The organism is Novosphingobium sp. PY1 (assembly GCF_017312445.1).
GTDB lineage: Bacteria > Pseudomonadota > Alphaproteobacteria > Sphingomonadales > Sphingomonadaceae > Novosphingobium.
This window is the reverse complement of record NZ_BLTI01000008.1, coordinates 351,098-368,509: the sequence shown is the minus strand read 5'-3', so window position 1 is coordinate 368,509 and position 17,412 is coordinate 351,098. Positions and strand designations below refer to the sequence as shown.

Annotated in this window: 16 protein-coding genes and 3 tRNA genes; 7 read left to right on the top strand and 12 right to left on the bottom strand. The window is 64.4% G+C overall.

Annotation, left to right across the window (positions count from 1 at the left end):
- Positions 1–8 precede the first annotated feature (8 nt).
- Both J3474_RS13105 and J3474_RS13100 read left to right on the top strand, forming a co-directional pair.
- Positions 9–1,631 (top strand): alpha-amylase family glycosyl hydrolase, encoded by a 1,623-nt coding sequence (locus tag J3474_RS13105; RefSeq protein ID WP_207094491.1) that lies wholly within the window; start codon positions 9–11, stop codon positions 1,629–1,631.
- Positions 1,632–1,643: 12 nt separating this feature from the next.
- Positions 1,644–3,701, top strand: coding sequence for a glycoside hydrolase family 97 protein (locus J3474_RS13100; RefSeq protein ID WP_207094490.1), 2,058 nt, complete (start codon positions 1,644–1,646; stop codon positions 3,699–3,701).
- A gap of 110 nt (positions 3,702–3,811) precedes the next feature.
- Here the strand turns inward: J3474_RS13100 and J3474_RS13095 are convergent.
- The 4 genes from J3474_RS13095 to J3474_RS13080 form a co-directional block, all read right to left on the bottom strand.
- Positions 3,812–3,888, bottom strand: a tRNA-Pro gene (locus J3474_RS13095).
- 26 nt (positions 3,889–3,914) lie between these two features.
- A tRNA-Ile gene (locus J3474_RS13090) sits at positions 3,915–3,990 on the bottom strand.
- A 64-nt stretch (positions 3,991–4,054) separates the two neighbouring features.
- Positions 4,055–5,059, bottom strand: coding sequence for a polysaccharide deacetylase family protein (locus J3474_RS13085; protein WP_207094489.1), 1,005 nt, complete (start codon positions 5,057–5,059; stop codon positions 4,055–4,057).
- A gap of 47 nt (positions 5,060–5,106) precedes the next feature.
- A complete protein-coding gene (locus J3474_RS13080; protein ID WP_207094488.1) occupies positions 5,107–6,972 on the bottom strand; it encodes a HAMP domain-containing sensor histidine kinase in 1,866 nt (621 codons plus the stop codon).
- A 246-nt stretch (positions 6,973–7,218) separates the two neighbouring features.
- On the opposite strand from J3474_RS13080, the gene J3474_RS13075 reads away from it, so the two are divergent.
- The gene (locus J3474_RS13075; RefSeq protein ID WP_013833269.1) at positions 7,219–7,686 is read left to right on the top strand and encodes an Lrp/AsnC family transcriptional regulator; all 468 of its coding nucleotides are present in this window, start codon (positions 7,219–7,221) and stop codon (positions 7,684–7,686) included.
- Positions 7,687–7,690: 4 nt separating this feature from the next.
- On the opposite strand, the gene J3474_RS13070 is transcribed toward J3474_RS13075, so the two are convergent.
- From J3474_RS13070 to J3474_RS13050, 5 genes are all read right to left on the bottom strand, one after another.
- Positions 7,691–8,101, bottom strand: coding sequence for a GFA family protein (locus J3474_RS13070; RefSeq protein ID WP_013833270.1), 411 nt, complete (start codon positions 8,099–8,101; stop codon positions 7,691–7,693).
- A gap of 71 nt (positions 8,102–8,172) precedes the next feature.
- Positions 8,173–8,610 (bottom strand): type II 3-dehydroquinate dehydratase, encoded by a 438-nt coding sequence (gene aroQ / locus J3474_RS13065; RefSeq protein ID WP_207094487.1) that lies wholly within the window; start codon positions 8,608–8,610, stop codon positions 8,173–8,175.
- Positions 8,611–8,726: 116 nt separating this feature from the next.
- Positions 8,727–9,047, bottom strand: coding sequence for a hypothetical protein (locus tag J3474_RS13060; protein ID WP_207094486.1), 321 nt, complete (start codon positions 9,045–9,047; stop codon positions 8,727–8,729).
- A 121-nt stretch (positions 9,048–9,168) separates the two neighbouring features.
- Positions 9,169–9,582, bottom strand: coding sequence for a holin family protein (locus J3474_RS13055; protein ID WP_207094485.1), 414 nt, complete (start codon positions 9,580–9,582; stop codon positions 9,169–9,171).
- A 151-nt stretch (positions 9,583–9,733) separates the two neighbouring features.
- Positions 9,734–9,810, bottom strand: a tRNA-Pro gene (locus J3474_RS13050).
- A 271-nt stretch (positions 9,811–10,081) separates the two neighbouring features.
- Between J3474_RS13050 and yajC the strand changes: the two genes are divergently transcribed.
- From yajC to secF, 3 genes are all read left to right on the top strand, one after another.
- Entirely contained in the window at positions 10,082–10,417 is a 336-nt protein-coding gene (gene yajC / locus J3474_RS13045; RefSeq protein WP_038576590.1) for a preprotein translocase subunit YajC, read from the top strand.
- Positions 10,418–10,504: 87 nt separating this feature from the next.
- Positions 10,505–12,118: a protein translocase subunit SecD gene (secD, locus tag J3474_RS13040; protein ID WP_007011184.1), complete on the top strand. Its 1,614-nt coding sequence runs from the start codon at positions 10,505–10,507 to the stop codon at positions 12,116–12,118.
- 12 nt (positions 12,119–12,130) lie between these two features.
- A complete protein-coding gene (secF, locus tag J3474_RS13035; protein ID WP_007011183.1) occupies positions 12,131–13,117 on the top strand; it encodes a protein translocase subunit SecF in 987 nt (328 codons plus the stop codon).
- Positions 13,118–13,209: 92 nt separating this feature from the next.
- Here secF and J3474_RS13030 read toward each other — a convergent pair whose 3' ends face one another.
- Positions 13,210–14,418, bottom strand: coding sequence for a glycosyltransferase (locus J3474_RS13030; RefSeq protein ID WP_207094484.1), 1,209 nt, complete (start codon positions 14,416–14,418; stop codon positions 13,210–13,212).
- Between the two features lie 24 nt (positions 14,419–14,442).
- On the bottom strand, positions 14,443–15,015 hold the full coding sequence (locus J3474_RS13025; protein ID WP_007011181.1) for a helix-turn-helix domain-containing protein: 573 nt from the start codon (positions 15,013–15,015) through the stop codon (positions 14,443–14,445).
- A 93-nt stretch (positions 15,016–15,108) separates the two neighbouring features.
- Here J3474_RS13025 and J3474_RS13020 point away from each other — a divergent pair, with 93 nt between their 5' ends.
- Positions 15,109–15,594, top strand: coding sequence for a DUF6456 domain-containing protein (locus tag J3474_RS13020; RefSeq protein WP_207094483.1), 486 nt, complete (start codon positions 15,109–15,111; stop codon positions 15,592–15,594).
- Positions 15,595–15,615: 21 nt separating this feature from the next.
- Here J3474_RS13020 and J3474_RS13015 read toward each other — a convergent pair whose 3' ends face one another.
- Complete coding sequence (locus tag J3474_RS13015) at positions 15,616–17,412, bottom strand: ABC-F family ATP-binding cassette domain-containing protein (RefSeq protein ID WP_207094482.1); 1,797 nt, start codon at positions 17,410–17,412, stop codon at positions 15,616–15,618.

Here is a 17,412-nt window from a genome sequence, read left to right as displayed (position 1 = left end):
GGACAACGATGACAGACGATATCATTTCATCCCCCCCTGCTGCGACCGGGCAAGCGGAATGGTGGCGCGGAGCCGCCATCTACCAGATCTACCCGCGCAGCTTTGCCGATTCCAACGGCGATGGCGTAGGAGACCTGCCGGGGATTACCTCGCGGCTCGATTACGTGGCCTCGCTTGGCGTCGAGGCGATCTGGATCTCTCCGTTCTACGCCTCGCCGATGGCCGACTTCGGATACGACATCTCTGACTATCGGGCGGTCGATCCGATTTTCGGCACGCTGGAGGATTTCGATGAGCTGGTCGCCCGTGCGGACGCACTTGGCCTGAAGGTCATCGTCGACCAGGTCTATGCTCATACATCGGACAAGCATGCCTGGTTCGAACAGAGCCGCGCAAGCCGGGACAATCCCTTCGCCGACTGGTACGTATGGGCCGATCCCAAGCCCGACGGCTCTCCGCCCAACAACTGGCAATCGGTGTTCGGCGGACCTTCGTGGTGCTGGGACGCGCGGCGCCGCCAGTATTACCTGCACAATTTCCTGCCGCAGCAACCGCAGCTCAACGTGCACAACCCCAGGGTTCAGGAGGCGCTGCTCGATGTCGCGCGGTTCTGGCTCGACCGGGGCGTTTCCGGCTTTCGCATCGATGCGCTCAACTTCACGATGCACGATCCCCTGCTGCGCGACAATCCGCCCGCACCGGAGGACGGCAAGCTGCGCACGCGCTCGTTCGATTACCAGCTGCAGACCTATAACCAGTCTCATGCCGATATCCCGCAGTTCATCGAAAAACTGCAGGCGCTGATCGCCAGCTACCCAGGTACGTTCTCGCTCGCCGAAGTCGGCGGTCGAAACGCCGAACGCGAAATGCGCGAGTTCACGGCAGGGGCCAAGCGGCTTGACAGTGCTTACGGGTTCGACTTCCTCTACGCCGACGCGCTCTCTCCCTCGCTCGTCCAAAGCGCTCTCGAAGGTTGGTCCGAGCAGCAATCTGCCGGGTGGCCGAGCTGGGCCTTCGAGAATCACGATGCCCCGCGCGCCCTCTCACGCTGGTGCAAGGCGCAGGATCGCGCGGCCTTCGCGCGGATGAAGGCGATGCTGCTGGCCTCGCTGAGGGGCAATCCGATCGTCTACCAGGGCGAGGAACTGGGCCTGCTGCAGGTCGATGTGCCTTTCGAAATGCTGCAGGACCCCGAGGCCATCGCGAACTGGCCGCTGACCCTCTCACGCGATGGCGCACGCACGCCGATGCCATGGCAGGGCGATGATGCCGCTGGCGGGTTCACCAGCGCAGAGCCGTGGCTTCCGCTGGGTGCAGAGAACCTCGCGCGCGCAGTGGACCGGCAGCAGGACGACCCGCAATCGCTGCTTAGCCTGACCCGCCACCTGATTGCCGTGCGGCGCGGCAATGCGCCCTTGCGGCGGGGTTCATGCGAGGTTCTGTTGGCCGACGAAACCCGCCTCGTGCTGCGCCGCGAATGCGAGGGGCAGGGCATCCTGGCCCTGTTCAACATGAGCGCCGAGCCGGCCGCATGGCCGGTCGAGGTGCCGACGCAGGCCAATGTTGTCGCCGCCGTCAATGGAGCAGAGCCCGGCACCTTGCCTGCCTGGGGCGCGCTCTGGATCAACTGAGGAATACCGATCATGAAACCGACACGTATTCTCGCTGTGGCGGGGTTTTGCCTCGCCGCGATTTGCGCCAATGCCGCCGCAGCGCAAGAGGAGCGGCCGAGCGTGACGGCGTCATCTCCGGATGGCTCGCTGGTGCTTTCGGTCACGACCGACAACGATGCGCGCCCGACATGGTCGCTATCGCGTAAGGGCAAGCTGCTGATTGCGCCCAGCAAATTGGGCTTCGTCCTGACCGATGGCCTCAACATGGTGCGCGGCTTTTCCATTTCCGGCAGCGAGAAAGCGTCTGCCGACGACACCTGGGAGCAGCCCTGGGGGGAGCGCCGCTTCGTGCGCGACCACTACAACGAGGTCGTTGTGCGTTTCCAGCAGTCGCAAGTGCAGGGCGCGCGGCGTATGAACGTGCGCTTCCGGCTCTTCGATAACGGCATTGGCTTTCGCTACGAACTGCCCGAGCAGCCCGCGCTCAAGACCATGCGCATTGCCGAGGAGACGACCGAGTTCGACATCGTCCCCAAGGGCAAGGCCTGGTGGATTCCGGGCGGCGAATGGAATCGCTACGAACAGGTCTATCAGGAGACGCCGATCGATGCGGTTTCCACCGCGCATACGCCGATCACCATGCGGCTGGATGACGGCACGCACCTCTCGTTCCATGAAGCGGCGCTGGTCGACTATGCCGGCTACTGGTTCAAGCGCGCGAGCGGGCAGCTCTTCCGTACCGAGCTGGCGCCGGGATCGGACAGCGCGAAAGTCGTGCGCGACCTGCCTTTTGCCACGCCATGGCGAACGGTCCGCATTGCGAATGACGCTGCCGGTCTGGTCGAGAACGACCTCGAGCTCAACCTCAACGAGCCCAACAAGCTGGGCGATGTGAGCTGGTTCAAGCCGGCGCGCTATATCGGCATCTGGTGGGGCATGATCCGCGGCGACTGGAGCTGGGCGGAAGGACCGCGCCATGGCGCCACGACGAAACGGACGAAGCAGTACATCGATTATGCTGCGCAGCATGGCTTTCGCGGCGTGCTCGTCGAAGGCTGGAACAAGGGCTGGAACGGCGACTGGTTCGGCCACGGCGATGATTTCAGTTTCACCCAGCCCACGCCCGATTTCGACCTCGAGGGGCTCAGCGCCTATGCAGCCAGAAGGGGTGTGCACTTGATCGGCCACCATGAGACCGGCGGCAACATCGCCAACTACGAACCGCAACTCGACGACGCCATGGCGCTTTACGGAAAGCTGGGCGTCGACGTGGTCAAGACCGGCTACGTCGCCGATGCCGGCGGGATCATCGCCCCCGGAAACAAGCCGGGCGAAACGAAGATGGTCTGGCACGATGGCCAGCGCATGGTGAACCACTATCTCGATGTCGTGAAAGTCGCTGCGCAGTATCAAGTCGCGGTCAATTCGCATGAACCGGTGAAGGATACCGGCCTGCGACGCACTTATCCCAACTGGGTCTCGCGCGAGGGTGCGCGCGGTATGGAGTACAATGCCTGGGGGGCTTTCGCCAACGGGCCGGACCATGAACCCACGCTCGTCTATACGCGCATGCTGTCCGGGCCGATGGACTTCACACCCGGCGTGCTCAGCCTGGAAGGGGCGGAACATGCCCCCTTGGCCTCGACTCTGGCCAAGCAGCTCGGGCTCTATCTCGCGCTCTATTCACCGATCCAGATGGCGGCCGATTTCGTTGAAAACCTCAAGGCCCATCCGCGCGAGATGGAATTCATCGAACATGTGCCGACCGACTGGGCCGAAAGTCACCTGATCGCGGGCCAGGTTGGCGATTATGCGATCTTCGCCCGCAAGGACCGCAACGGGCCGGAATGGTTCGTGGGCGGCGTGAACGATGCCACCGCGCGCAAGGTCACGCTCGGCTTCGACTTCCTCGATGCGGGCAAGACCTACGAGGCCAGGATCTGGAAGGACGGCGAGGGCGCGACTTACCAGACCGAGGCCCGCCACCGAATTGCCTATGAAACCCAAGCGGTGCGCAAGGGCGACAGGATCGAGATCTGGCTGGCCCCGGGCGGCGGTACGGCCATGCGCCTCATCCCGCAGGACTGACGGACCTGCGATAGCGCAAAAGCACAGACGGGGGCGCAGGGCACGGCTTTGCGCTCCCGCTGGTCTATGGGGCTGCAAAAGGTGCGCGCCGGGCTGATCGGAAGTCGAGTTGGTCGGGGAGACAGGATTCGAACCTGCGACATCCTGCTCCCAAAGCAGGCGCGCTACCGGACTGCGCCACTCCCCGACCTCTCGGGCGTCGATATCAGGCGATGGTGGGCCCGGCAGGATTCGAACCCGCGACCTAGCCGTTATGAGCGGCCAGCTCTAACCGCTGAGCTACAGGCCCCAAATCGCCGACCCGGCTTCAATCGACATAGCCGGGCTGAGGCGCGTTAGCTTGCATCATCGAACTACGCAAGCTCCACGCTCGACATGATTTGTGCAACATTGGTGGGCTTGACGCCGCGCCGCTCGAGATGGGCGAAAAGCGTGCGCCACCAGTCGTAAAGCGCGTCGAGATCCTCGTCCGTGCGCACATAGGGCGTGTGGCCCGGCGCGAGCGAAGGGCTGTGGAACGAGAAGACGAGGACGGGCAGGCCTTCATCGATGGCGATGTCGACCCCGCGAAGCGCTTCGTCAGCCGTCACGCCTTCTGGGGTGAGGGGGATACGCTCCAGCAATCCGGTGCGGGCGAGGACGCCGCGTGCGGTCGGCGTGCGCCATAGATGTGGGTAGATGACGTTGCCGAGCTGGCGCAGCGGGCCCCAGTAAACGGTCGTGAGGGGCAGTTCGAGCAGGCGGCGTTCCCGGTCCACCCAATAGGGCTGGAGCGGATGGCTGCGATAGTTCGGGCCGCCCTTGCCGCTGTAGTCGAAATGCGAACGGACCGAGGTGTCGATGGCAATGCCGAACTCAGTCAGGATCTCGCTGGTGCGCGGACCCAGGCCGTAACGCCCTGCGCGGTAGATCTGTGGCGCTATACCGAAGACGGATTCGATCTTCTCGCGCAGCTGCAGGAATTTCTGCCTTTCAAGCTCGAAGCCAAGATTTCCAGCGTAGCTGTTGAATTCGCTAATTTCTTCTTCGAAGGGCGGATTGACCCATGGGTGCAGCTGGACCCCGATTTCGGCGCGGCCCGAGCTGACGGCTTCGCCAAGCACCTGGCTGGTGAGAGCCGAATTGGCGACCGGATAATCGATCAGATAGGTGGGAATGACGCCGAAACCTTCGCAGAACTGCTGGAACTTGCGAAGGGCCGGAACCGTCGCAACGCCATGGCGGTCGCGATTGAGCGGCGCGTCCCAGTCGAATTCTTCCTCGGTATCGACGGTGACGATGAACCGCTGGCCGAATTCGCTGGAAAATGTCGCAAGATCAGCCGCTTTGGGCGGCTCAAGCAGGTTTGACGCTGGCAAGAAGAATTCCCCCTCGATCCGCCTGCACCTGCCAGTCGCCGCAAGTGTCAGCGCGAATGATTGACAGCGGTGCTATGGCTAGCGGCCGCGGCGGTCAACCCGGGCAGGGTTAATTGAAGGTCATTGCCTTCCCGCCGCAAAGCGCCGCCCACAGCGACCGCTTCGGCGGCGGCCAGGCGCAGGGTGAAGCCCAGGCCGAACATGCCGGCAGACAGCGTCTGGCCCCGTTCGCCCGGAGGCGTGTCGAACAGTTCGCTTCCATCGCGCGCGGCAAGCGCGGTGGGCAGGGCGATGCGCAGGACCACGCAGGTGTCCGCTTCGCGTGAGCAGGCCAGTTCGAGAATTTCGTCGGGGGCCGTCGATCCCGCGAGCGCGGCGAGCAGGCGCCAGACGAGACGTTCGGCCTCGATCCGGTCTACCTGGATCGGGTAAGGGTTGAAGTCGATGTCTACCGGCAGCGCGAAGCCGCTGCGGCGCGGATCGGTCCAGGTTCGCAGCCGGGCGACCGTCTGGATCAGGATGTCGCTGATGTCGCAGTCGCCCGATTCGACCTGCATGGCGCCCGATTCCAGCTTTACGAGGCGGTCGAGTTCCTCGAACCCGGCGAGGATGTGCGCGCAGTCGCCGGCGATGGCTGCGGCGAGAGCACGATATTCGTGCGGGGCAGGGCCATAGAGCTGCTGCTGGATGATCTCGGCAGCCACCTGTATCGCATTGGCCGGCGTGCGCAGTTCGTGCAGGATCTGGCGCATGCGATCGGCTTCGCTCAGGCTGCCGCCCGAACGCACGTCGTGCGGCCGAGGGCGAGCAGGGCGCCGCAGGCGTCCAAGATACCCCAAAAAGCGGCCGGTCTGTTCGTCGAAGCTGGCGATCGCGTCGACCTGCCATTCACCGGTTACGCGCGGAGCGCCCGCGATCCGCACATGGGCCGCCCGCAAGGGCAGGCGGTGGCGAATGGTCGTGGCCATGTCCTGATCGGCCATGGTCTGCTGCTCAGACACTTCATGGGCGGAGAGGCTGAGGCCGACCAGCGACGGCGCATAGGCGCTGTCCGCCCAGGTGATGCGGCCCTCCTGGTCGGTTTCGAAATCGACCGTGACGGGCAGGCGCGGTGCCGTCGTCGCCAGATCGCCAAGCGGCAGGCGGGGATCGTCGTTCGCCACTTCGAACGTGGAGTGCGATTGGCGGGCCCTGCGGAACTCCTCGATACGCCGAACGATGGCGCCGATCCCTGCCTCGGAATTGCGCGGGCGTTCAGCCTGGACGGCCGCTGCGGCCCGGGCCCATTCCGCCGCATGGTCCGGCGTGACCGGTGAACTGGAAGGAGCAGGCGCGGGCTGTGCGCGCGGCGCAGGCTCTGCAGTCGCAGGCTGCGCCGCGGCTTGCGTTGTTATCGCGGATTCGTCGGCGAGGTCGAGAATGTCATCGAGGCTGGGGCCGCTAGGTTCAATTGCAGTTGGCACCGGATTGGCTACGGGAGGCAGGCCGCGATCCCGGATTCCGAGCCGTTCGAGGAGGGCTTCGACTTTCGGTTCAAGGTCGCGGCGGTGGCGCAGGATGCCGCGCGCGCGGACCGGCAGTTCGGGAATGAGCTTGAGCCATTCGTCCTGCTGCAGGCGCGCGCCGGTGATCGCGGCAGTGGCGACATCGGGCTCGTCGGCAGCGAGCATCGCCAGCAGGCGCGAATTGGTGATCGGCTGCAGGGGCTGGCGCAGCAGGCGGGCACGGTCGGCTGCGGGAATACGGGCGGCCAGTTCCTCGACACGGGCCAGTCCGGCCTCGAGCATGTCCGACTGGGCATCGCAGGGAAGGCGGCCGAGCAGGTCGACGAGCTGCCTGTACTGGATACGCGCGAGTGCATCGCCGGAGGCGGGCAAGCGCATAACCGTGGCAAGGCGATCGTCGAAATGCATCTAATCTCCAGGAGCGTCCCGTCCGCTTAGAGGGTGAGAGGTTAACCACGTCCTTCCGCTGGGGTGCCAAATTGACCCGAAAAATATCCTAGCAAAGTGGCGAAATAGCGGAAGCAGGCAGTTTCGGGGCGTTGCAAAGCGGGACGATTACGCTATGGGATAATAATATTACAGCTTGGCCGCATTTTCGATGTGGAAATTGCAATCAGGGGTGGCTGCAGGGCTGCGGCCGACAGGAAGGTTCTAATGTTCAATCTCGATGAAATCGACCGTCGACTGCTCGCCGAACTGCAGGACGAAGGACGCATCACCAATGTCGAGCTGGCTCAGCGCGTCGGGCTGACCGCGCCGCCGTGCTTGCGCCGCGTTCGCAGCCTTGAAGAAGCAGGCATCATCCAAGGCTATCATGCGGATCTCGACGCCTCCAAGCTTGGCTTCACGATCACCGTGTTTGCGCTCGTGAGTTTGAAGAGCCAGGCGGAAGAAGCGCTGCGGGCATTCGAGGAGCACATGCAGGGCCTGCCCGAAGTGCGCGAGTGCCACATGCTCAACGGCGAGATCGACTTCATCCTCAAGATCGTCAGCCGCGACCTGCAGAGCTTTCAGGAGTTCCTGACTTCCAAGCTCACGCCGGCGCCGAACGTGGACAGCGTCAAGACCTCGCTGACCATCCGAACCTCGAAGAACCAGCCCGGCGTCCCGTTGGGCGGCTGACGTGCTACTGCTTCGCTAGCTTCTGGACACCGTCGGGTATCGCGAACCAGTCGTGCGCGCTGTCGCACCAGTAATGCAGCGAAGGCTCCAGCCCTTCGGTGCTGTCCAGCGTCCCTGCCTTGATGAATATTATGCCCTGTTCACGGGCCGCGGGCGTATCGGTCAGCACCGGTGAGCCGCATTGCGGGCAGAATTGCCGATAGACCGTCTGGCCCGTGGTGCCGCTGTCCTCGTATGTTTTCAGTTCACCGGTAAGGTGCAGACCCTCGCGCGCGGTAACGCCCACGAGTGAAAAGGCGCTCCCCGCCTGCTTCTGGCAATGGGTGCAGTGGCACACGACAAGGGCGGCGAGGGGCCAGTCCACTTCGTAGCGCACGCTGCCGCACAAGCAGCTGCCTTCACGTGTTTGCGACATCTGCGGCAAGTCCTTTCCCGTTTTCAGCGCGTAGGCTGACGGAGGTCGGGACGGTTGCCAACTCTCGCAAGTCAGAGTGAGGCGACAGCTTCCAGGGCGAGCAGGTAGCTATTCGCACCGAAGCCGGCGATCGTCCCCTTGGCTGCCATGCCGACCCATGATTTGTGGCGAAATTCCTCCCGCTTGTGCGGGTTGGACAAGTGCACTTCGATGACCGGCGTATCGATCGCGCGGATCGCATCGAGCAGGGCGATGGAGGTATGTGTATAGGCACCCGCGTTCAGCAGCACCGCGTGCGCGCCCTCGGCCTGTGCTTCGTGCAGCCAGTCGACGAGATGACCCTCATGGTTCGACTGGCGCATCTCGATTTCGCAATCGAGTTCGCCCCCACGTTCGACCAGCATCGCGGCGATGTCATCCAACGTCTGGGCGCCGTAGATTCCAGGTTCGCGCTGGCCGAGCAGGTTGAGGTTGGGCCCGTTCAGAACATAGACCAGCTTCGATGCCATCTTTTACCATTCCCTTGAGTGCGGTCTCTCACGCAGCGGCGCAAGGTCCTCGTCTTTCGGGAACAGCCTTAGCGACTGGTCATGGCCATGCAAGTCGGGGTGGCTGATCGGCTCGCTCAGGCGTCGATGGCAGGCAGGCTCGGATCGGGAGGAGGGGCATCGTCGGCCGGGGCCGAATCGGAATCGGGCGCGTCATCGGCATAGCCCTCGTCGTCGCCGGACCCCGCGTAGAAGTCGGAAAGGGCGGCCTGGCGGGCCTGGTCTCGCGCAGCCGCGGCCTCGCGCTCGGCAGCTTCGCGTGCCTGGGCCTGTTCCTGCGCCTGGGCTTTGGCCTTTGCGAGTTGCTGTTCGAGTTCGGCTTCCCGGCCCGATCCGCATCCGGAAAGGGCCAAGGCAGGCGCGATTGCCAGGAAAGTGCGCAAGATTGAGCGACCCACGATTCTGTTGTCCTTGCTGCGTCCGACACGAAAAGGAGCAAGCTTCGATCTGCTCCTAGAACGGTAAAGCTTAGGAATGTTTTACCGCGAAAATCCGTACGCTCCTGATGTCATGCAGCGGTTAACGGTCGCTTCCTTTGGCTTTGCCCCACTGGCGCATGGCGGAATAGCCAAGGTAGCCGGTACCGAAAAGCGCATAGAGCGGTTCGGGAATGCCGCGCAGGTAGGCGGTCATGCCCGTGGCAATGGCCTGCGCGGTCGAAGGGCTGAAGGCACCGATCAGGCCCATCGGCAGGGCCCAGAGAATCATGGCGTACATGACGTAGAGAAAGCTGGGACGGGCGCGGCTCGTCCATGGATCGGTAGATCCGGCCTCGGCGACGACGGCGGAAAGGCTGGCCTGAAGTTTCTCGATTTCCTGCGAATTTTCGAGTCGAAGCAGTTCCAGCTTGGCCCGGTCGCGGGCGTCCGGATCGGGAATGACCTTGTCGATGATGTGTGAAATCGGGCTGATCAGCGAATCGAGCAGCGGCATGGGACACTCCTGCAATGCAATTGGCGATCGCAGGTAGGTAACCAAATCGGCGCGTGTAGGAAAACGCTGCGTTTGCCTTGCGGTACACGCTGGGCATCGCGACCGGCTGCGCCGCGATGCTTCCTTATTTTCCGAATGTCCTGGAAAATCTTGGTCGGGACGAGAGGATTCGAACCTCCGACCCCCACACCCCCAGTGTGATGCGCTACCAGGCTGCGCTACGTCCCGACCGAGGGGTGCGCCTATAGGCACCTCATTCGAGGAGCGCAAGCGCGAAGAACATACTTTTGTGCATGGGTTGAACGGTTTCCCGTCGCACCTATGTTTCGCCCCGTCCCGGTACCGTTCCGAGGCCGCGCGTTGCCAGTGCTTCGCTTTATTGCTAACCGCCCGCGCACTTGGAATTTCCGTGAAGTGGATTTCCCGGGCAGGCGCGCATCGGTCTGGATGACTGCAGGCGAGTCGTTCGAGGGACCACACAAGAAGGCGCATCTGTTTCATGCATAACTCGATTCTTCCCATGCTCGCTGCCGCTGCACCTGCCGGCGGGCCGCCCGCCTGGGTGCAGTACCTGCCGTTCGTGGCGATGGCCGTGATCTTCTGGTTCCTCATCCTGCGTCCGCAGATGAAGCAGCAGAAGGAGCACAAGGCCAAGCTTTCGGGCCTGAAGAAGGGCGACGAAGTGCTGACCGGCGGCGGTTTCATCGGCAAGGTCATCAAGGTCGATGAGAACTACGCCGAAGTCGAAATCGCGCAGGGCGTGCGTGCAAAGACGCTCAAGTCGACCATCGTCGACGTGATTCCGCCCGCAGGCAGCAAGCCCGCGAACGACTGAGTCGATTCTGCCCGGGCCACGTGAGGCCCGAAACACATCCGGGATGCGTCTATTCCGGCGCGCCCTCTCGGAGAGAAGCCCAAGGCAATGCTCGAATTTCCTACCTGGAAGAAGCTCTGGTACTGGGGCCTGACGCTTGTCATCGCCGCAGCCGCGCTGCCTTCACTGTTTTCCGTTTCCGGCCTTCCCTGGCCCAGCGTCCTTCCCGCCCCCGAAGTCAATCTGGGGCTCGACCTTGCCGGCGGCAGTCACATCCTGCTCGAGGCCGACAAGAGCCAGGTCGCGCAGCAGCGGCTGGAGAACATGGAGGAATCGGTTCGCGGACGCCTGCGTCTCGCCAATCCGCGCATTGCCATCGGCGATATCTCCAGCAGCAACGGTCGCCTGAGCTTCATGCTCAAGGATCCCGCGCAGGTCGACGCCGCGCGTGACGAAATCCTCGCGCTCACTTCTGGCGCCGGCCTTACCGGCCAGCGCGACTGGGACATCAAGGTCGAGGACGGCAACCGCTTCGTGCTGACGCCGACCCGCGAAGGCCTGGACCAGGCAGTGTCCGATGCAATGGACTCGGCCATCGAGGTCGTCCGCAAGCGTATCGACGCACTCGGCACGCGCGAGCCCACGATCATTCGCCAGGGCGAGGAACGCATCGTCGTCCAGGTTCCCGGTCTCGACGATCCCGAAGCGCTCAAGAGCCTGATCGGCCAGACCGCCAAGCTCGAATTCAAGCTCGTCGACGAGACGGCTGCGCCCAACGACATCCAGCAGGGCATTGTCCCGCCGGGCGACGAACTGGTGCCCTGGGCCGATCCCAATTCGCCCGGTTCGGGCGGCGTACCGATGCTTGCGGTCAAGCGCCTCGGCGGCATCAAGGGCGACCAGCTCACCAATGCCAAGCAGGGCTTCGATCCCAAGACCAACGCTCCGGTGGTGTCGATCACCTTCGACCAGACCGGCGGCGCCAAGTTCGCCAAGCTGACCAGCGAGAACGTGAACAAGCGCTTCGCCATCATTCTTGACGGCAAGGCGCTCTCGGCCCCCAACATCAACGAACCCATCCTCGGCGGCAGCGCGCAGATCTCGGGCAGCTTTTCGGTCCAGTCGGCTACGCAGCTCGCCATCGCGCTGCGCTCCGGCGCGCTTCCGGTCGACCTGACCGTCGTTGAGGAACGCACGGTCGGGCCTGACCTGGGTGCCGACTCGATCAGGAAGGGCCTGATCGCAATGGGCGTGGGCTCGCTGCTCGTCGTCCTGCTGATGATCGTGACCTACGGCCGCTTCGGCATCTACGCGACGATCGCGCTGATCTTCAACGTGATGATGATCCTGGGCGTGATGGCGGTCATGGGCACCACCCTGACATTGCCGGGCATCGCCGGTTTCGTGCTGACCATCGGCGCGGCCGTTGACGCCAACGTGCTGATCTACGAACGCATGCGCGAAGAGCGCAAGAAGGGCCGGCGCGTCATTGCCGCGGTCGAGAACGGCTACAAGGAAGCGAGCCGCGCGATCTACGACGCCAACGTCACCAACGCGATCGCCGGTGCGCTGCTCTTCGCCTTCGGCTCGGGTCCGGTTCGCGGCTTTGCCGTCGTTCTGATCATCGGCCTGTTCACCTCGGTGTTTACCGGCGTGACGCTGACCCGCATGTGGGTCGCCTCCTGGCTGCGCAAGGCGCGGCCGACCGAACTGCACGTGTAAGGGCCTGCTGCCATGCGCCTCCTGAAACTCGTTCCCGAGAACACCAACATCCACTTCCTGAAGTGGCGTGTTCCCTTCTACATCATGAGCGTCGTGCTCATCGCGGCAAGCTGGGGCCTGGTCATGACCCGGGGCCTCAACTATGGCGTCGACTTCGCTGGCGGCCTGGAAGTGCGCGCCACTTTCACGAAGGAGGCCGAAGCCCCGGTCGCGGACCTGCGCAAGCAGATCTCGGCGCTCGGCTTCGAGGACCCGATCATCCAGCGTTTCGGCGATCCGAACTCGGTCTCGATCCGCGTGCGCCTGCCCGATGAAGCCGAGGGCAACCCGGGCGCGGCCGAAGCGATTTCTAACCGGATCGTGGGCGCCATGCAGTCGAACCATCCCGACGTGCGCATCGACGGAAATGACACTGTCTCGGGCAAGGTCTCCGGAGAATTCCGCCAGATGGCGCTCTATGCGCTGCTGGCCGCGATGCTGGCGATTTCGATCTACATCTGGGTCCGTTTCGAGTGGCAATTCGGCGTCGGAGCGCTCTTCGCGCTGTTCCACGACGTGTCGCTGACACTCGGCATGTTCGCGCTGTTCCAGCTCGAATTCAGCCTGCAGATCATCGCCGCGATCCTGGCCATCATCGGTTACTCGCTGAACGACACCATCGTCGTCTATGACCGCATCCGCGAGGACCTGAAGAAGTATCGCAAGATGCCGCTTCCGGAACTTCTCGACATGTCGGTCAACGAGACGCTGGCGCGTACGGTGATGACGTCGGCCACACTGCTGGTCGCGCTGATCCCTCTGCTGCTGTTCGGGCCGGAAAGCCTCTTCGGCCTGACTGCGGCCATCGTGCTGGGCATCTTCGTGGGTACCTACAGCTCGATCTACATGGCTGCGCCGATTCTGATCTGGCTTGGCGTGAGCGGCGACAGCTTCGTGCCGACCGAATCCGCGATCGAGCGGCAGGAGCGCAAGGCGCGCGAGGGCGTCGGACGCCCCTGAGCATTGATGTGAAGCCCTGACGCAAAAGGGGCGGTCCGGAGGCCTTCAAACGCTCCGGACCGCCCCTTTTTTCGATTCTGCGTCCGGCGCCTTCAGGCCGGGATGCTGACGTTCCGGTCTTCCAGCACGCTTTTCCAGAAGCGCACGATGTTTTCGGCGTTCACGCCCCAGCTGAAGCGGCTGACATTGGCGGCGACGTCGGACTGGCTGGGCGGATCGGCGAGGATCTCCGCGACGGCCTTGGCGATCGATTCGGGATTGCGCTCGACCAGTCGCCCGGCGCTCGAATCCTTCACGACTTCGCCTGCTCCGCCGATGTCCGGAATGACGATGGGGGTTCCGCAGGCCAGCCCCTCGATCCAGACATTGGCCAGTCCTTCGCTGGAAGAGGGAAGGACAAGGACGTCGGCAGCGCACAGGAGGTTGGGCAGGACCTCGTGGTTGACGAGGCCGAGGAAGTGGACGCGGTCCTCGACGCCGAGGCGTCTGGCGAGCGCTTCGAGCTGCGGCATGTCCTCGCCGGACCCGGCGAGCGCCAGCCGCGCTTCGGGCAGGTGGGTCAGGGCCTCGATGACGAGGCGCTGTCCCTTGCGTTCGATCAGCGCTCCCGGGGTGACCAGCAGCGGCCCCTGGGACCATATGCCGAGGTTGGGCATGGCGGATACGAGCGCGCGGGCCGCGCCGCGCTCGACCGGATGGAACAGCTCACGGTCGAGTCCGGTATAATGCACGTCGATCCGTTCGCCCGGCATGCCCAGTTCGATCATGTCATCGCGCAGCGCCTGCGAGACCGCGAGCAGCCCAGAAGCCTGCCGTGCCGCCTCCTGCATCTGCTCCAGCGCGCGCGGGCGCTGCCCCCAATAGTGGATGTCGGCGCCGCGCGACTTGATCGTGAGCGGCAGGCCCAGTTCTTGCGCGACGATGGCCGCGGCAGGGCCGTCCGGAAAGAAGAACTGCGCGTCGACAAGGTCGAAAGACTTTTCCTCGTGCAGGCGGCGAACCAGCGGCAGGATGGCCCCGGCGATCCGGCCAGGATTGCTGTCGCCGCCGATCTTGGGGATTGTGGTGAAGCGCGGGTAGTGGACTTTCAGCCCGACGGCATCACTCACTTCGGGAATGGTTTTCAGCCGGGCATAGGGCTCGCGCAGCGAAAGCGGCCAGGGTGGAATGCCGATCGGGCTGATCATCGTCAGGTCGGTTTCGCCGCGTGCGACGACCGCCCGCATCTGGTTGCCCACGAAGACGCCGAAGGAAGGCTTCACCGGGTTGGGGAAGAGCGTGGCGATGGAGAGGATTCGCATAACGGCGGCCTTAGGGTGCGCGGTTCAAAGCTTACGTACGAGCATTTCGGCAACGGCCAGCCATGCGGGATGTTCCACGATGATCTGCCTTTGTCCGCTGGCCGGGGGTAGCAGGGCGATGCGATCGCCGTCGCGGTCTATCAGGCGGCCGAAAGCGAAACGGCCGCCGGGGCGGGGGGCCAGGACATCGCGGTTCATCAGGCGGGCGGCTTCCTCGGGTGGGTGCTGGCGCAGCCAGACCTGGTCGGCGGCGCGATATTCCCCGCAGGAGGCTTCTACTTCGAGCACGAGCCACGGGGTATCGCCGGCAAGGTCGCTGGGCGTGACCGCTTCGAGCCGCGCGCGCGCAGGTTCGGTGCCGTCCGGTCCGAGCACGGCAACGATACGCGCCGGTTCGCTGGCTTCGCTGCGCAGCAGGACTTCGGGTTCCACCTCGAGCGCAGCGGCGATTCGGTTCATCCATGCCAGCGATAGATTGCGCATGCCGGTTTCGAGCCGCCCGATCGTCTGCGCCGTCGTGGGCGGGGAGCAGGCTGCCGCGACATCGGCGAGCGTAAGGCCCTTCTGCAGGCGGATGTCACGGATGCGATTTATCATGGCTGGTCCTGTGTAACCGATTTGGTTTTCACTTTCCTACAGACATGCCGATTCGGCAAGGTTCCTGCTCGATCCCAAGCATTGGAGGCATGTATGAAGCAGGAACTCGTCGAGCGTGAATTGACCAGCGAAGGTCCCGTGCGCAGGCGCGGCGCCAGGGTCGCCCCAGCGCGTTCGCCGCGCACCGTGGCCGTCAATCTCGCCGAATCGCCCCTCAGTTGGCTTCACGCGCGCGGCCATCTGGATGACTGCCGCTTCGCTGCGGGCGAGCGACTGCGGATCGATTGGGAACTGGCGCAGCTGGCACCGCGCATGACGATGCGTTGGGATCCGGTGCGGGCATCGGGAGGCCCCGACGCCGATTTGACTCCGGGAGAGCGGCAGGTCGCGGCCAAGGCGCGCTTCGACGGTGCCATCGAAGCGGCAGGAGCCGGACTGTCCGATGTCCTTTGGCGGGTGGTGTGCGCGGGGGAAGGGCTTCCCACTGCCGAAAAGGCACTGGGCTGGCCGGCCCGCAGCGGCAAGCTCGTGCTGGGACTGGCGCTGGACCGGGTTGCGGCATTCTACCGCATCCCGTGACCGGGCCCTTGCCGCGGTGCGTCAGCCTTCGACTTGTTCTGCCAGTTCCAGCCAGCGTTCCTCCGCCGCTTCCTTGTCGCCTCGCGCTTTCTCGATCGCGGCGGAGAGGGCGGCGAACTTCTTCGGGTCACGGGTGTAGAGATCGGGATCGGCCATGGCCGCCTCGTCGCGGGCGATGGCCGCTTCCAGTTCCTCGATCCGACCGGGCAGAAGATCGTAGTCGCGCTGGTCCTTGTAGGACAGCTTGGTCTTTTTCGGCGGTGCGGGTGGTGGCGGGGCGGCGCTTTCCGCCTTGGCTTTCGCCTTTGCCGGGGCCGAACGCTGCTTGCGCTTGGCTTCCCAGTCGGCGTAGCCGCCGGCGATCATGTCGATATGGCCGGTCCCGTCGAGGCCAAGCGTGAGGTTGACGGTGCGGTCGAGGAAGTCGCGGTCGTGGCTGACGATCAGGACCGTGCCGTCGTAGTCCGAGATAACTTCCTGCAGCAGGTCGAGGGTCTCGAGGTCGAGGTCGTTGGTCGGCTCGTCGAGCACGAGCAGGTTCGACGGTCGAGCGAATTCGCGGGCGAGCAGCAGGCGTGACTGTTCGCCGCCCGAGAGCGTGCCCACCCGGGCGTCGATCAGGCCGGGGTCGAACAGGAAGTCCTTGAGGTATCCCTGCACGTGCTTTCGCACGCCGCGAACATCGACCCAGTCGCTACCTTCCGCGATCACGTCGCGCAGCTTCATGTCGGGCTTGAGCAGGCTGCGCTGCTGGTCGATGACGATGGTGGTCAGGGTATTGGCCAGGGTGACCGAGCCTTCGTCGGGGGTCAGTTCGCCGGTCAGGATCTTGAGCAGGGTCGACTTGCCAGATCCGTTGGCGCCGACGATGCCGATGCGGTCGCCGCGCTGGATGCGCAGCGAGAAATCCTTGATGACAGTGCGCTGGTTGTCTTCGGCGCCGAAGCGCTTGGTCACGTGCTCGGCTACGATGACCGACTTGGTCTTGCTGCCGTCGCCGGCGACCGCAAGTTTGGCGGTGCCGGTGGGGGAGAGCATCGCGGCACGTTCGGCGCGCATTTCCCACAGCTTGGCGAGGCGGCCCTGGTTGCGCTTGCGCCGGGCGGTGACACCGCGTTCGAGCCAGTGCGCCTCGATTTTGAGCTTGGCGTCCAGCTTCTCGGCGGCGCGGGTCTCTTCCTTCTGGACTTCCTCTTCCCAGGCCTCGAACCCGCCGAAGCCCACTTCCTTGCGGCGCAGCGATCCGCGATCGAGCCAGATCGTCGCATTGGTCAGGCGGGTCAGGAAGGTGCGGTCGTGGCTGATGACTACGAAGGCGCCGTTGTAGCGCTGCAGCCAGGATTCCAGCCATTCGATTGCGGCAAGGTCGAGGTGGTTGGTCGGCTCGTCCAGCAGCAGCAGGTCGGGCTCGGAGGCCAGCGCCCGGCAAAGGGCGGCGCGCCGGCGCTCGCCGCCCGATGCGCTGGCGGCCTCACGCGAAAGATCGATGCCGAGCTGGTCGGCAATGGCTTCCACCTCATGGCGCTGCGGCGCATCGTCGCCGCTGATCGCGAAATCCAGCAGGGTGTCGAAGCCGGTGAAGAACGGGTCCTGCTCGAGGGTGACGACGCGGGTGCCGGGCTGGATCGAGCGCTTGCCCTTGTCCGCCTCGACCTGGCCCGCAATCAGGCGCAGCAGCGTGGTCTTGCCGGCGCCGTTGCGCCCGATCAGCGCCAGCCGGTCGCGCGGGCCGATGTTGATGTCGAGGTCCTGGAAGAGCCAGCCGGAGCCCTGGATCAGGCCAAGGCCTTCCCAGCTGAGAATTGGTGCGATTGCCAT

Bases quoted from the DNA above. Each gene is read 5' to 3' on its own strand.
- yajC (WP_038576590.1), top strand. From the start codon at position 10,082: ATGCATAACTCGATTCTTCCCATGCTCGCTGCCGCTGCACCTGCCGGC.
- J3474_RS13015 (WP_207094482.1), bottom strand. From the start codon at position 17,412: ATGGCAATCGCACCAATTCTCAGCTGGGAAGGCCTTGGCCTGATCCAG.
- J3474_RS13105 (WP_207094491.1), top strand. From the start codon at position 9: ATGACAGACGATATCATTTCATCCCCCCCTGCTGCGACCGGGCAAGCG.
- J3474_RS13100 (WP_207094490.1), top strand. From the start codon at position 1,644: ATGAAACCGACACGTATTCTCGCTGTGGCGGGGTTTTGCCTCGCCGCG.
- J3474_RS13030 (WP_207094484.1), bottom strand. From the start codon at position 14,418: ATGCGAATCCTCTCCATCGCCACGCTCTTCCCCAACCCGGTGAAGCCT.
- J3474_RS13075 (WP_013833269.1), top strand. From the start codon at position 7,219: ATGTTCAATCTCGATGAAATCGACCGTCGACTGCTCGCCGAACTGCAG.
- J3474_RS13055 (WP_207094485.1), bottom strand. From the start codon at position 9,582: ATGCCGCTGCTCGATTCGCTGATCAGCCCGATTTCACACATCATCGAC.
- J3474_RS13070 (WP_013833270.1), bottom strand. From the start codon at position 8,101: ATGTCGCAAACACGTGAAGGCAGCTGCTTGTGCGGCAGCGTGCGCTAC.
- J3474_RS13025 (WP_007011181.1), bottom strand. From the start codon at position 15,015: ATGATAAATCGCATCCGTGACATCCGCCTGCAGAAGGGCCTTACGCTC.
- secD (WP_007011184.1), top strand. From the start codon at position 10,505: ATGCTCGAATTTCCTACCTGGAAGAAGCTCTGGTACTGGGGCCTGACG.
- aroQ (WP_207094487.1), bottom strand. From the start codon at position 8,610: ATGGCATCGAAGCTGGTCTATGTTCTGAACGGGCCCAACCTCAACCTG.
- J3474_RS13080 (WP_207094488.1), bottom strand. From the start codon at position 6,972: ATGCATTTCGACGATCGCCTTGCCACGGTTATGCGCTTGCCCGCCTCC.
- J3474_RS13020 (WP_207094483.1), top strand. From the start codon at position 15,109: ATGAAGCAGGAACTCGTCGAGCGTGAATTGACCAGCGAAGGTCCCGTG.
- secF (WP_007011183.1), top strand. From the start codon at position 12,131: ATGCGCCTCCTGAAACTCGTTCCCGAGAACACCAACATCCACTTCCTG.